This window comes from Streptomyces sp. NPDC097617 (assembly GCF_044761485.1).
GTDB lineage: Bacteria > Actinomycetota > Actinomycetes > Streptomycetales > Streptomycetaceae > Streptomyces.
Map to the genome: position 1 here is coordinate 141,903 of NZ_JBIWCL010000017.1, position 14,699 is coordinate 156,601.

The following is a 14,699-nucleotide window of genomic DNA, read 5'->3' on the forward strand; positions in this document are numbered from 1 at the left end:
ACCGTCTCAGAACCAGGTGAGGGTGAGGGGGAAGGTGGTGCCCGCAGTGGCTCCCGTGGCATCGATCGCGGTGGCGGTCACCTGGAACGCGCCGCTGCCCCAGGGCTTCCCCGTGATCCGTCCGGAGGAGCTGTCGAGGGTCAGGCCCCAGGGCAGGCCGGTGACGGCGTACCGGACGGGGGGCTTGGCGCCGGTGGTGGTCAGCTGGATGGTGCAGGACTGGTTGAACCTGCACGCCTGCGGACCGGGGTCGGTGAACTTCAGGCCGCCGGGGGTGGGGGTCGGCGTCGGGGTGGGTGTGGGTGTCGGGGTGGTGTCGCAGCCCGGGGTGGCCCCCGGCGGCAGCGGAACCCGCCAGATCTGCGGGTCGTTCTCCGATCCGACGAGCAGGTTCGCGCAGTCGGCGTACGTCACCGTCTCCCCCTGCGACTGGGCCGGGAGGGCCACGTCCGCGAGCTTGACCCCGGAAGTGCCGTAGACGGAAGCGGTGTTGGCGCCCAGCGGGCCGCCGCTGCGCAGCGCGTACGAGGCACCCGACGGCGAGAACGCCCCGTCGGTGGCGAACACCGGGCCGGGCCGGACCGCGGTGAGGGTGTTGACCTGCCCGGTCACCGGCGGCAAGGGGGCCTGGTAGAGCTGACCGGCCGCTCCGACGAGCTTGCTGGCGACGAAGAGCCGGCCCGTCACGGGGTCGGCGAGCAGGGACTCGGCGTCGTGCCTGCCGTCGGCGTAGGAGAAGCGGTAGGTCACGGGTGTGACGGTGGCGTCGGCGAGCCGGTCGGGCTCGGCGAACCGGTGCACGGTGATCTCCGCCCGCCCGCTGAAGTTGTCGCCGATGTCGCCGACGAGGATCGCCGGGCCGCCGGCCGCGTCCTTGCCGAGCGCCAGGCCCTCCCAGTCGGTGTTGCCTGCGCCCGAGACGGTGAGGGTGGCCAGGAGCCGCCCGGTGGCGCTGTTGCAGTCGACGGCGAAGACCTGGTTGGTGTTGCCGCTGTCATTGACGGCGTAGAAGACACCAGGGTGTTTGCGGCTCATGGCGAGGCCGCTGAACTCGGCGAGGCCGCCGGGGAGGGTGCACTTCTTCTCCGGGCCCGGGGCTGCGGCCGCGGCGGCAGCCGACGGAGCGGCGGCAGTGGTCGAGGCGCCGGGCACGGCGGAGGCGGTGGGCACGGCGGAGGCGGTGGCGCCGGCGGTCCAGGCGAGTGCGGACAGGATCGTCGCGAGGGTCGCGGTCGCGAGGGCGGCCGCCCGTGGCGATGTCAGGCTGGTCAGGGGTGTCAGGAGTCGGGACCTGCCCACAATGTGAGGGGACATCAGTCGGTGTGCCAGTCCAGGTCACCACCCGTTCGAGCATCGTTCAATGCCGTACGGGCATGTCCGGTCAGCGCACCGGCTCCCGGACCGGCGCCTTGTGCCCGGCCTGCGCGATGAACGCGCGGCCCGCCCGGCTGAGCGGCCGCCGGGCATGGGCGATGCCCACCGGGCGCAGCAGCGGAGGTGTGAAGGAGCGGATCTCGGCCCGGGGCCCGAAGGCCCTCAACACCACGTCCCGGTACCAGATCAGGGAGCCGCGGCCGTCCGTCACGCCCGTCACCCAGGCGAGGCGTTCGTCGACCTCCAGGGTGGGGACCGGCCGCACCCCGAGGCAGCTGAACATGGCCTCCATCTCGGTACGCCGCCCGGTCCCCGGGGTGGGCAGCACCATCGGCAGCCCGTCGAGCATGCGCAGGGGCATCGGGTGGGGCAGCCGGGACCCGAGGGGCGAGATCAGCACCACCTCGCGCTCCTGGATGAAGTGGGTGGAGAGCTCCTTGTCCACGGGCAGGTCCACCAGGGCCAGCTCCGAGCGCCCCTTGTTCACCTCCTCCACGAGCGCCTCCCTGCTGCCGTGCTGCTGGAGCCGGACGTCGACCGTCGGGTGCCGTCCGGTGAAGGCCGCGATCAGGTCGGTGGCCAGGTCCAGGGCCAGGGTGGGCGTGGTGGCGAGGGTCAGGACGGCCCGGGTGTCCCCGCCGTGCGGGGTCCCGATGTCGTCGATGGCCTCCACCGCGTTGAGCACGGTACGGGCCAGCCGGACGACCCGGGCCCCCTCCGGCGTGAGGTCCACCCCCCTTCCCCGGCGGGCCAGGAGTTCGACGCCGAGGTCTCGTTCCATGGCCTGAACCGCCCTGGACAGCGCGGACTGGGCGACGAAGACCGAGGCCGCGGCTCCTGTGATGGACCGGCAGTCGGCGACGGCGACGAGATAGCGGAGCTGCGCGAGGGTGGGGGTCATGACCGGACGGTAACCGCGTGAGGCTGCACCTGTAAGGGCTCGTCGGATGAACAACTGACCGAGTCCCGGGTGACGGGCATGCCCGGTCGGCCAGCGGGCATGCCGGTGCGGCATGCCCGCGGGGGAGCGCCGCCGGGGGCGGCCGCCGCGGGGTCGGCCCGGCCCGGTGGAGAACACCGCAGGCCACCGGCTCGGACGGGGGGATTCGCGGGTCCGCCCGGGCGGGATCTGGGGTGGCACGTGTACGTCGCGGGTGCGAAGCATCGTATTCCGCATGGCTGTTGACAGTGCAGGACGGCCACCGCACGATGCAACGCGGCATTGCGGGTGTTTGACCACGGTTCAAGCCCGTCGTACCCGCGGCGGGCCGCTCGGCCGGTGCGCACGACCGCCGCACTCCCCCGTCTTCCGCCCTGCCCCGCACTGCCGTTGCACGGCTCGTCGGCTCGTCGGTTCGCCCGCTCGCCCGTCCGCCCGTCCGCCCCGTTCGGCTGCTCGCCCGCTCACCTGCTCACCTGCTCGTCCGTGCTTCCGCCCTGCACTCCGCCATGTCACACAGCATTGGAAGAGGAGCGCCCGTGACCCCCCACCCCCAGCCCGCCGTCACCCGTGACCTGGTCGTCGCGGTCAGCCCCTTCGAGGAGCCCCACCCGGCCGTCGTGACCGCCGCCGAGCGCGCCGGGGCCCTCGGACTGCTCGACCTCGGCCGGGACCCCGGCGCCGCCCGGCGTGCCTTCGCGGAGCTGGGCCGAAGGCTCGGCGACCGTGCCCGGTACGGGGCGCGGGTGCCCGCCGACTGCCCGCTCGGGCCCGCGGACATCCCCGCCGCGGTGGACACCGTGCTGCTCGCCGACCCCGACACGCACACCCCCGAGGGAGTGGCCGCATGGGCCGCGGCGGCCGGGCGCCCCCGGGTGTGGGCCGAGGTCACCAGCGCGGCCGAGGCCGCGACCGCCGTGGCCGCCGGGGCCGAAGCGCTCGTCGCGAAGGGCCACGAGGCGGGCGGCCGGGTGGGCTCGGCCACCACCTTCATCCTGCTCCAGCAGCTCCTCGGCGACCCCGGGATCCGCGTACCCGTACGCGCCTGCGGCGGGATCGGGCCGCACACGGCGGCGGCGGCCGTCGCGGGCGGCGCCGCCGGGGTGCTGCTCGACGTCCAACTGGCCCTGACCACCGAGGGCGAGAGCGGCCTGCCGGAGGAGGTCGCCGCGGCACTGCGGGCGATGGACGGCTCCGAGACCCGGCTGGTCGACGGGCACCGGGTGTTCGCCCGGCCCGACCTGACCCCGCCCGCAGGCCCCGCGCGCACCCTCCTCGGCGCCCGGGACCTGCGGACGCGGCTGCTGCCCGTCGGGCAGGACGGGGCCTCGGCCGCCCGGCTGGCCGCGCGCCACCGGACCACTGCCGGCGTCCTGCAGGCCGTACGGGCGGCCGTCGCCGGCCACCTGGAGGCCGTCGTACGGGCCCGGCCCCTCGGGCAGCCGCTCCCCGTCGCGCAGGGCCCGATGACGCGGGTGAGCGATCAGGCGGCCTTCGCCGCGGCGGTGGCCGCCGCGGGCGGGGTGCCGTACCTCGCGCTCGCCGTGATGGAGGGCCCGGACGTACGACGGCTGCTGGCGGAGACGGCCGAACGGCTCGGGGACCTCCCCTGGGGCGTGGGCCTGCTCGGCTTCGCCCCGCCCGAGCTGCGCCAGGAGCAGCTGGCGGCCGTGACCGGGGCCCGGCCGCCCTACGCGATCATCGCCGGCGGCACCCCGGCGCAGGCGGCCCCGCTGGAGGCCGCCGGGATCCGGACTCACCTGCACGTGCCCTCCCCCGGCCTGCTGGAGCGCTACCTCGCCGAGGGGGCCCGGCGGTTCGTCTTCGAGGGGCTGGAGTGCGGCGGGCACGTCGGGCCCCGCGCGTCCTTCCCCCTGTGGGAGGAGCAGATCGAGCGGCTGCTCGCCTGCCCCGAACCGGAGGCCCTGGACCTGCTGTTCGCGGGCGGGATCCACGACGAGCGGTCCGCCGCGATGGCGGTGGCCGCCGCGGCCCCGCTGGCCGCCCGGGGCGCACGGGTCGGCGTACTGATGGGCACCGCCTACCTGTTCGCCGAGGAGGCCGTGGCGGCCGGCGCCATCCGGCCGGGCTTCCAGCGGGCGGCGGTGGAGTGCGCGGACACCGTCCTGCTGCGCACCGCGCCGGGACACGCCACCCGGTGCGCGGCCACCCCGTACGCCGGGACCTTCGAGGCGACCCGGCGGCGGCTCGAGGGGAGCGGGATCGAGCCGCGCACGATGTGGGAGGAGCTGGAGCGGCTGAATCTGGGACGGCTGCGGATCGCCAGCAAGGGCCTGCGCCGAAGCCCCGGCGGAGGTGCCCTGGAGCCCGTCCCCGAGGAACAGCAGGACACCGACGGGCTGTTCATGCTGGGGCAGGCCGCCACCCTGCGCACGGGGACCACCACGGTCGCGGCGCTGCACGCGCAGGTCACCGAGGGGGCCACCGCACTGCTGGAGCGGCGCGCCCGCGAACTCGCCGGCGCCGGGACGTCGGCGCAGCGTGCGCCGCGGGCGGCCGACCCGCTCGACATCGCGATCGTCGGAATGGCCTGCGCCTACCCGGGCGCCCCGGACCTCGCCGCCTACTGGGCCATGGTCCTCGCCGGGACGGACGCCGTCACCGAAGTGCCGGCCGAGCGCTGGGACCCGGCGCTCTACTACGACGCGGACCCGGCCCGGGCCGGTGAGCGCACCCCGTCCCGCTGGGGCGGCTTCCTCGACCCGGTGCCGTTCGACGCCCTCGCGTACGGCATTGCGCCCGCCTCCCTCGCCGGGATCGAGCCGGTGCAGCTGCTCGCCCTGGAGATCTCGGCGCGCGCCCTCGGGGACGCGGGCTACGGCAAGGACCGAGCCTTCGACCGCTCCCGGACCTCGGTGGTCTTCGGCGCGGAGGCCGGTACGGAACTCGCGGGCGCGTACGGGCTGCGCGCCCTGCACCCCGCCTACCTGGGCGCCCTCCCGGCCGAGTTGGACGAGCAGCTGCCCCGGCTCACCGAGGACTCCTTCCCCGGGATCCTCGCGAACGTCATCGCCGGGCGGGTCGCCAACCGCCTCGACCTCGGGGGCGCGAACTGCACGGTCGACGCCGCCTGCGCCTCCTCGCTCGCCGCGCTGGACCTCGCCTGCCGCCAACTGCGCGACCACGACAGCGACATGGTGCTGTGCGGCGGCGCCGATGTGCACAACGGCATCAACGACTACCTGATGTTCGCCTCGGTCCGCGCCCTGTCGCCGGGCGGCCGCTGCCGGCCCTTCGACTCCGCCGCCGACGGGATCGCGCTCGGCGAGGGCGTGGGCGCGCTCGTCCTGAAGCGGCTCGCGGACGCGGAACGCGACGGCGACCGGGTGTACGCGGTGATCAAGGCGGTGGGCGCCGCCAGCGACGGCCGGTCCCTCGGCCTGACCGCGCCCCGGCCCGAAGGCCAGCGCCGGGCCCTGGAACGGGCCTACGCGCGGGCCGGCATCACGCCCGGCGAGGTGGGCCTGATCGAGGCGCACGGCACCGGCACGGTCGTCGGGGACAGCACCGAACTGGCCGTACTGAGCGCGCTGTTCACCGCGTCCGGGGCCGAGCCGGGAGCCTGCGCGCTGGGCTCCGTGAAATCGCAGCTCGGGCACACCAAGTGCGCGGCCGGACTGGCCGGGCTGATCAAGGCCGCCCGGGCGGTCCACACGGGGGTGCGGCCGCCGACCCTGCACATCGACGCGCCCAACCCGGCCTGGCAGGCACAGAGCAGCCCGTTCGCCTTCGACCGCGAGGCCCGGCCCTGGGCGGTGCCCGCGGAGCAGCGGATCGCCGGGGTGAGCGCTTTCGGCTTCGGTGGCACCAACTACCACGCGGTGCTGGCGGGTTACGGGGGTTCGGCGGAGCCCCGGCACGGGCTGGAGGAATGGCCGGCGGAGCTGTTCTGCTTCCGCGGCGAGGACCGGCGGGCGGTGGGCCGGGCGATGGCCCGCCTCGCGGCGCGCCTGGAGGAGAACGACGCGGCCGGCCGGCCCTGGGCCCTGCGGGACCTCGCGGCGGAGACCGCCGCCACCGGGACCGGCGCGGTGACGGTGGCGGTGGTGGCCGCGGATCACGACGAACTGGCGGCCCGGCTGGAGCGGGCCCGCACCTTCACCCCGGGCGCGGGGGTCCACGTACGGGAGGAGACGGCCGGGCCGGGCAAGGTGGCGTTCCTCTTCCCGGGGCAGGGCAGCCAGCGCCCGCGCATGCTCGTCGACCTCTTCACGGCGTTCCCCGCCCTGCGCACCCTGCTGGACGCGGCTCCGCCCCCGGTGGTGTCGGCGATGTTCCCGCCGGCGGCGTTCACCGGCGAGGGACGGGCGGCGCAGCGGGCCGCGGTCACCGACACCCGCGTGGCGCAGCCGGCCCTCGGCCTCGCCGGGGCGGCCGCGCATCTGCTGCTCGCCGAACTCGGCGTACGGCCGGACTGCGTGGCCGGCCACTCGTACGGGGAGCTCACCGCGCTGTGGGCGGCGGGGGCCTACGACACGCAGAGCCTGCTGCGGCTGAGCGTCCGCCGGGCCGAGGCGATCGTGGCGGCCGCCGGAGCGGATCCGGGGTCGATGGCCGCGGTGTCGGCAGCGCCGGAGGAGGTACGGGAGATCGCGGCCCGCGCCGGGTGCGTGGTGGCGAACCACAACGCACCCCGCCAGTGCGTGATCTCGGGCCCCACGGCGGCCGTTTCCGAGGCGGTGACGGCCCTGCGCGAGGCCGGCCTCACGGCCGAACCCCTCCCCGTGGCCTGCGCCTTCCACAGCGAGGTGGTGGCGGAGGCGGCCAAAACCCTGGCGGCGGAGCTGGCGGCGACACCGGTCACGGCTGCGCGCATCCCCGTCTGGTCGAACACGACGGCCGACCGGTATCCGGCGACGGCCGAAGGGGTACGAGGCCTTGCCGCGCGCCAGGTCGCGGAGCCGGTGCGGTTCGTCGAGCAGGTGGAGGCCATGTACGCGGCCGGTGTCCGGACGTTCGTGGAGGCGGGCCCCGGCCGGGTCCTGTCCGGCCTGCTCGGCCGGATCCTGCACGACCGGCCGCACACCGTGGTCCCGCTGGACGTGCCGGGCGAGCACGGCCTGCTCCGGCTGGTCACGGCGGTGGCCGAACTGATGGCGGCGGGCGTCGCGGTGGCCCCGCAGGCTTTGTTCCGCGGCCGGACCTCCCGCCTCCCCGACCGCGCCCCGCGACGCCCGGGATGGCTGGTGGACGGCCACCTCGTCCGCACCGCGGCCGGCGAACCGGTCCCGGGCGGCCTGCGCCCCGCCCACCGGATCACGGCGGCGGGCGTTGCCGCGCCGGCGGGCACGGGACCGGGCGCCGGATCCGGTTCGGCGGCCGGGGCGCCCCCCGCCGCCGACCGGCGGGAGGAGGCGGTGCTGGAGTACCTCCGCGGCACCCGCGAACTGGTGGAGGCCCAGCGGGACGTTCTGCTCGGCTACCTGGGCGCCGTGCCCGCGGAGCCGCCGGGCCGGGCAGCCGGGGCACGCCGGGCCTTTGAACCGTCGGTACACGAGGCGGCGCCCGAGGAGACGCGCGCGCAGACGCCCCGGCACGCGCCCGGCGCCGGCGGAGCCGCCCCTGCCGGGCCCGCCCCCGCACCGCAAGGCCCCCGCACCGCCGAAGAGGTCATGGACCTCGTTCTGGAGATCGTCCACACCCGCACCGGATACCCCCGGGACATGCTCGACCCCGGGCTGGACCTGGAGGCGGACCTCTCCATCGACTCCATCAAGCGGGTGGAGATCATCGGGGCCCTCGCCGACCGGATCGGGCTCCCCCAGGATCCGGGCGGTTCCACCGAGTCCGCCGTCGAGGAGCTGTCCCGGATCAAGACCCTGCGCGGGATCGTCGACTGGGTCACCTCCCGCGCACCCGCCTCACCCGCCTCACCCGCCTCACCCGGCCACGTACCCGCCCCCGCGCCCGATCTGCGACCCGTGGCGCCCCCGGTGAGCCGGCTCCGGGTGGACCTGCTGCCCGTACCCGCGGCCGACGGGTCCCTCGAGACCCTGCGCGGGCTGCGCATCGGCGTCGTGGAGGACGGCCAGGGCATCGCCCCCGCCGTCGCGGCGGCCCTGGAGGTCCTCGGCGCCGAGCCGACGCCCCTGCCCGCGGCCGAGCCCGGCTTCGACGGGCTCGTCGACCTGTCCGCGCTGCGTCCCACCGCCGGCCCCGTACTGCCCGATGCCTTCCCCGGGCTGCGGCGGGCCCTGACGGGCGGAACCCCGCGGCTGCTCCTCGTCACCGCGGCCGGCGCCGCCGGCACCTCGGGCGCCGGTCTGCACGGTTTCGCCCGCAGCGCGGCGCTCGAATTCCCCGGCGTGCTGGTCAGGGCCGTGGCCATCCACCCCAAGGAGGACCCGGAACGCATCGCGGCGCAGCTCGTCGCCGAACTGAGCAGCGGCGCCGACGGCGGAACCGGTGCCGGCTCACCGGCCTCGGTCGGCTACTCCGCCGAGGGAACCCGCGTCGCGCGCCTCCCCGTACCCGCCCCCCTGCCGGTCGCCCCCGCCCCGGACGGCCCCCCGCTCCTGGACCGGAACGCGGTGGTCCTGCTCACCGGCGGAGCCCGCGGAATCACCGCCCGCACCGCACTCGCCCTGGCCCGCGCCACCGGATGCCACGTCGAACTGGTCGGCCGCACACCGCAACCCACCGCCGACGCCGACGGGTTCGGCCAGGCCCAGGACCGGGTCGCGCTGCGCGCGGCGCTGATCGCCGGCGGGCTGCGTACGCCGGCGGAGATCGAGGCCGCGGCCTCGCGGATCCTGGCCGAGCGCGAGGTACGGGACACGCTCGCCGCCCTCGCCGCCGCGGCGGCCTCCGTGCGCTACCACTGCGCGGACGTCACCGACGAGCGGGCCGTACGGGCCGTCGTGGCCGACGTACGGGAGCGCCACGGCCGCCTCGACGGCATCGTGCACGGCGCCGGGGTGCTGCGGGACGGGCTGCTGCGCGACAAGCGACCGGCGGACTTCTCGGCGGTGTTCACCACCAAGGTCGCCGGGGCCCGGCACCTGGCCGCCGCGGCGGCCGAGCACGGCTCCTGGCCCGCGCCCCGGTTCCTGGCCCTGTTCGGCAGCGTCGCCGGGGTGTACGGCAACCGCGGTCAGTGCGACTACGCCGCGGCCAACGACGCCCTCGACGGCCTGGCGCACGCCTGGGCGGAGTCCTTCCCCGGCCGGGTGCTGTCCGTCGATTGGGGCCCCTGGGCGGCGGAGGCGGGCGGGATGGTCACGCCCGAACTGGAGCGTGCGTACGCCCGGCGGGGGATCCCGCTCATCGCGCCGGACGCGGGGACCGCCGCGTTCCTCGACGAACTGGCGCACGGGAACGACGTACAGGTGGTCCTGATGGCGGAGGGGGGCCGGGGAGATGCGTGACGCGCAGCGCAGCGGCCCCCGCCCGACCGATGCCGCGATCGTCGGGATGGGCGCGGTGTTCCCCGGGGCGGCCGATCTGGCCGCGTACCGGCGCAATCTCCTGGCCGGTACGGACTCCATCGGCGAGGTTCCGCCGGGGCGTTGGGATCCGGAGGTGTACTACGACCCCACGGGCGCGAGCGGACCGGTGGCGGGCGACCGGTTCTACTGCCGGCGCGGCGGCTTCGTCGACGGGCTCGCCGCCTTCGACCCGACCCGGTTCGGGATCATGCCGGCCGCCGTGGAGGGGGCCGAACCGGATCAGATGCTGGCCCTGCACGCGACGGCCGAGGCGATCGCCGACGCGGGCGGCGAAACCCGGCTGCCGGCCGACCGGTCGCGGATCGGGGTGGTGCTGGGACGCGGCGGGTTCATGGGAGTGGCGACCGCGCGGCTCGACCAGCGGGTGCGTACCGCGCACCAGTTGGCGCAGACGCTGCGGGAGCTGGCGCCGGAGCTCGGCGAGCGGCGGATCGCGGAGGTGCGCTCCGCGTTCCAGGACGCGCTGGGTCCGGAGCGGCCGGAGGCCTCGATCGGGCTCGTGCCCAGCTTCACCGCGGCGCGGACCGCGAACCGGCTGGACTTCCGCGGTCCGGCCTACACCCTGGACGCGGCCTGCGCCTCCTCCCTGCTGGCGGTGGACCAGGCGGTGGGGCTGCTGGCCGCCGGGCGCTGCGACGCGGTCGTCGCGGGGGCGGTCCACCACTGCCACATCGCGACGCTGTGGAGCGTGTTCACGCAGCTGCGGGCGCTCAGCCCGACCGAGCGGATCCGGCCCTTCGACCGCAGGGCCGACGGGACCCTGCTGTCCGAGGGCACCGGGGTGGTGCTGCTGAAGCGGCTGGCGGACGCGCAGCGCGACGGGGACCGCGTGTACGCGGTGATCCGCGGCACGGGCGTGGCCGGGGACGGCCGCGCGGCGAGCCTGATGAGCCCCTTGGTGGCGGGCCAGGTGCAGGCCCTGGAGCGGGCCTGGCACGAGGCCGGACTGGACCCGCGGGCGCCGGGGGCGCTGGGCCTGCTGGAGGCGCACGGTACGGGCACCCCGGTGGGGGACGCGGCCGAACTGGACACCCTGGCCCAGGTGTTCGGCCCACCCGAGTCGGGGGACGGGCACGGGATCGGCTTCGGCTCGGTGAAGTCGATGCTCGGGCACACCATGCAGGCCTCGGGGATGGCCGGGCTGATCAAGGCCGCGCTCGCGGTGTACGAGGGGGTGCTGCCGCCGACGCTGCACCTCGAGGAACCGCACCCTGACCTGGCCCGGACCCGGATGCGGCCGGTGGGCGCGGCGGAGCCGTGGGAGCGCGGGCCGCAGCCGCGCCGGGCCGGGGTGAACGCCTTCGGCTTCGGCGGGATCAACGCGCACGTGGTGCTGGAGGAGGCCCCGACGGCCTCCCGCCCGGCCTCCCGCCCGGCCGCCACTGCCGCCCCCGGCCCCGCCCCGGTCTCCGGCTCCGGCCGGGTGGTTCCCGTGCGTCGATTCCTGCCGCTGGGAGGGCCGGCCGCGCCGGTGGGTCCGGCCGCGGGGGGCGACGTACTCCTGATCGGTGCGGACACTCCGGCGCAGCTCGCCACCCGACTGGCGGCGGCCGCTGCGGTGTCCGGGGGCCAGGGGCCCTGCCGGCTCGCGGTGGTCGGGCCCACGCCCCAGCGGCTCGCGCTGGCCGCCAAGGTGGTGGCGCGGGGCCGGCCGTGGCGGGGGCGCGGGGACGTGTGGTTCACCCCGGAACCGCTGGGCGGCCGGGTGGCGTTCCTGTTCCCGGGCCTGGAGCCGGAGTTCGCGCCCGTGGTGGACGACGTGGCCGACCGGCTCGCACTGGCCGCACCCCGGCTGACCCGCGGCGCATCGCTCGTGGAACGGGCCCTCGACGCGATCGCGACGGGCCGCTTCTTCGCCCGCGTGCTGCCCGCACTGGGCATCGAGGCCGATGTGCTGGCGGGCCACAGCCTGGGCGAATGGGCGGCGATGGTGGCCGCCGGAATGTACCCGCCGGAGGCTGCCGACACCTTCCTCGGCTCGCTGCGACCGGGCGATCTGCGGGTCCCGGACCTCGTGTACGCGGCGCTGGGCTGTGGCGCGCCGCGGGCGCGGGCCGCGCTGCACGGCCTGGAGCGGGTGGTGGTCAGCCACGACAACTGCCCGCACCAGTCGGTGATCTGCGGCGATCCGGAGCAGGTGGCCGCCGTCGTGGCACGGTTGCGCGGTGACGGGGTGCTCGGTCAGGAACTGCCGTTCCGCTCCGGCTTCCACACCCCGATGTGGGAGCCGTACCTCGGGCAGGTCCGCGCCGCCTTCGACCGGCTGCCGCTGCGGCCCGGCTCCCTCCCGGTGTGGTCGGCCACGACGTGCGCGGCCTTCCCGTCCGCGCCCCGGGACGTACGGGACCTGGTCGTCCGGCATCTGCTGGAACCGGTCCGCTTCCGTGAGCTGACCCTGCGGCTCTACGAGGACGAGGGCGTGCGGACGTTCATCACGCTGGGGCCGGGCGGTCTGCCGGGCTTCGTCGAGGACACCCTGCGCGAGCATCCGCACCTCTCGGTGTCGGTGGCCTCCCCGCGCCTGCCGGGCCTGGCGGCGCTCGGCCGCACCTGCGCCGCGCTCTGGGCCGAGGGGTACGCGCCGCGCTGGGACCGGCTGGCGGAGGCAGGCACCGTGGCGGCCGACACCGACGCCGAGCCCGCGCCCGCGCCCGCTCCGCGCCCGGTGCGCGCCCCCGGGCGCGGCATGCCGCTGGACCTCGGGTCCCCGCTGGTCCGGCTCGGCGAGCCGGCCCGGGCCGCGCTCGTCGGCCTGCTGGCCCCTGCGCCCGCCCCGGTGCCGACGGCACCCGGCGGCTCCCGGCCGGTGCTGCTGTCCGCCCTGGACGCGGTGCTGGCCGACACCGGCTCGGCCGCCCGGGCCGTCACCGAGGCCTGGTCGACGGGGACGGCGCGAACCGGGAAGGCACTCGACACACCAGAAGCACCCGTGGCACCAGAAGCACCCGTGACACCCGTGGCACCCGTGGCACCCGTGGCACCCGTGGCACCCGTGACACCGGCGAGCCACACCCTGCGGCTGTCCCTCGCCTCGCTCCCCTACGTACGGGACCACTGCGTGTACCTCCAGCCCGACGGCTGGCCGGAGGACTCCGACCGGTTCCCCGTCGTGCCCATGACCACCATGCTGGAGCTGGCCGCCGATGCCGCCCGGCGGCACGCACCGCCCGGCCTCGCCGTCGTCGGCTACGAGGACGTACGGGCCCTGCGATGGCTCGCGGTCGAACCGGCCGTCGACGTCGAGGTCACCGTCCGCGCCGACGGGCCCGGCCGGATGCGGGTCGGACTCGGCGAGTACGCCTCGGTGGTCGTGCTGCTCGGCGAGCGCTACGGGGCGCCGCCCGCGCCCGACGGCACACCCCTGCGCGAGCCCGGTCCCGCCCCGGTCGGCGCGGCGGCCCTCTACCGGGACCGCTGGATGTTCCACGGCCCGCGCTTCGCCGGGGTGCACGAGGTGCGCTCGGTCGGCGCGGACGGCATCCACGGGGTGCTGCGCGCGCTGCCCGACCCGGGCGCGCTGCTCGACGCCGCCGGGCAGTTGTTCGGGCACTGGATGCAGCTGCGCCTCCCGGTCGACCGGCTGGTGTTCCCCGCCACCGTGGACCGCATCCGCTTCTACGGGCCCCCGCCCGCGCCGCGGGAGCTGGTGACCGCGACGGCCCGGATCCGCGCCGTGCAGGACATCACCGTGCGCGGCGACATCGAGCTGCGGGGGCCGGACGGCGGGGTGTGGGCCCGCATCGAGGGGTGGACGTACCGCCGGTTCGGCGCCGACGAGCGGGTCTGGCCGATGAAGTTCACCCCGGAGGTGTGCGGCATCGGGGAGCCCCGGCCCGAGGGCTGGTGCCTGGCCCGGCGCCGCTGGAACGATCCCGCCTCGCAGGAACTGGTGATGCGCCGCTACCTCGGCGCCGCCGAACGGGCGGCCTACGAGCGGCTGTCGCCGCGCGCCCGGGCGCCCTGGCTGCTGGGCCGGATCGCCGCCAAGGACACGCTGCGGCAACTGCTGTGGGACGGCGGGGCGGGTCCGGTGTTCCCCGTGGAGGTGCCGATCGGCAACGACCCGGCCGGGCGACCGCTGGCCGAGTCCCCCGCCACCCGCGGGTTCCGGCTGTCGATCGCGCACAAGGACCGGATCGCGGTCGCCCTCGCCCACCCGACCCGGCCGGTCGGGATCGACGTGGAGCAGGTGGCCGCCGACCCGGACGCGCTGATCCGGATCGCCCTCGGGCCGGCCGAACTGCGCCTCGCCGAACGGCTGGCCGCCGAAGCGGGCACCGGTCTGCCCGCCGCGCTCACCGCCCTGTGGTGCGCCAAGGAGGCCGCGGCCAAGGCGGCCGGGAACGGGCTGGGCGGGCGGCCGCGGGACTGGCGGGTGGCCGGTGACCCGGATTCCGGCGCCCTGCTCGTGACCTCCCCCGAGGGGGACCCGTACGTGGTGCGCACCGCGACGCTCGACGGCGGCCACCCGAGCGAGAGCACGTCCGCCGCCGGGGCGGCGCCCGACCATGTCGTCGCCTGGACCGCTCACCTCGCGGCGACCTCCCCCGACTCCTCCCCCGTCCCCTTCCCCCTCACGGAGGCCCGTCATGGCTACTGACATCCTCGCCGAGATCACCGGCATGCTCGTGGAGATCGTCGGCGACGAATACCTGCTCGCGGAGGAGGTCACGATGAAGACGACGTTCAACGAGGATCTCGCCCTGGAGAGCATCGAGTTCGTCGCCCTCGCCGAACTGCTCCACCACCGCTACGGGGCGCAGGTGGACCTGATGGGCTTCCTGGCCGAGAAGGACATGGACGCCATCCTGGCCATGTCCGTCGGCGAACTCGTCACCCACATCGGCCGGATCACGCACACCTCCCTGGCCCGGGCGGCGGCGGGCGGCTCGCCCGCCTCGGCCGGCTGAGCCCGC

General features: G+C 76.4%; 5 protein-coding genes. 3 read left to right on the top strand and 2 right to left on the bottom strand.

All coding sequences use genetic code 11. The features are described from left to right. Nucleotides 1-6 precede the first annotated feature (6 nt). Together ACIQZO_RS25470 and ACIQZO_RS25475 are read right to left on the bottom strand one after the other, a co-directional pair. Nucleotides 7-1,299 (bottom strand): putative Ig domain-containing protein, encoded by a 1,293-nt coding sequence (locus ACIQZO_RS25470; RefSeq protein WP_403630091.1) that lies wholly within the window; start codon nt 1,297-1,299, stop codon nt 7-9. An 82-nt stretch (nt 1,300-1,381) separates the two neighbouring features. After that, nucleotides 1,382-2,275 (bottom strand): LysR substrate-binding domain-containing protein, encoded by an 894-nt coding sequence (locus ACIQZO_RS25475; protein WP_403630094.1) that lies wholly within the window; start codon nt 2,273-2,275, stop codon nt 1,382-1,384. A 578-nt stretch (nt 2,276-2,853) separates the two neighbouring features. Between ACIQZO_RS25475 and ACIQZO_RS25480 the strand changes: the two genes are divergently transcribed. Genes ACIQZO_RS25480 through ACIQZO_RS25490 form a run of 3 tightly spaced genes read left to right on the top strand, consistent with a single transcriptional unit; the run spans nt 2,854 to nt 14,693 of the window. Beyond that, nucleotides 2,854-9,702, top strand: a complete 6,849-nt coding sequence (locus tag ACIQZO_RS25480; RefSeq protein ID WP_403630096.1) for an SDR family NAD(P)-dependent oxidoreductase — start codon at nt 2,854-2,856, stop codon at nt 9,700-9,702. Then, nucleotides 9,695-14,383, top strand: a complete 4,689-nt coding sequence (locus tag ACIQZO_RS25485) for a beta-ketoacyl synthase N-terminal-like domain-containing protein (protein ID WP_403630098.1) — start codon at nt 9,695-9,697, stop codon at nt 14,381-14,383. Before ACIQZO_RS25480 ends, ACIQZO_RS25485 begins: the two co-directional genes overlap by 8 nt. Then, the gene (locus tag ACIQZO_RS25490) at nt 14,373-14,693 is read left to right on the top strand and encodes an acyl carrier protein (RefSeq protein WP_403630101.1); all 321 of its coding nucleotides are present in this window, start codon (nt 14,373-14,375) and stop codon (nt 14,691-14,693) included. The genes ACIQZO_RS25485 and ACIQZO_RS25490 overlap by 11 nt, the downstream gene beginning before the upstream one ends. Nucleotides 14,694-14,699 lie beyond the last annotated feature (6 nt).

Excerpts from the sequence above, each read along its gene's own strand:
- ACIQZO_RS25485 (WP_403630098.1), top strand. The coding sequence starts at position 9,695 with ATGCGTGACGCGCAGCGCAGCGGCCCCCGCCCGACCGATGCCGCGATC.
- ACIQZO_RS25490 (WP_403630101.1), top strand. The coding sequence starts at position 14,373 with ATGGCTACTGACATCCTCGCCGAGATCACCGGCATGCTCGTGGAGATC.
- ACIQZO_RS25475 (WP_403630094.1), bottom strand. The coding sequence starts at position 2,275 with ATGACCCCCACCCTCGCGCAGCTCCGCTATCTCGTCGCCGTCGCCGAC.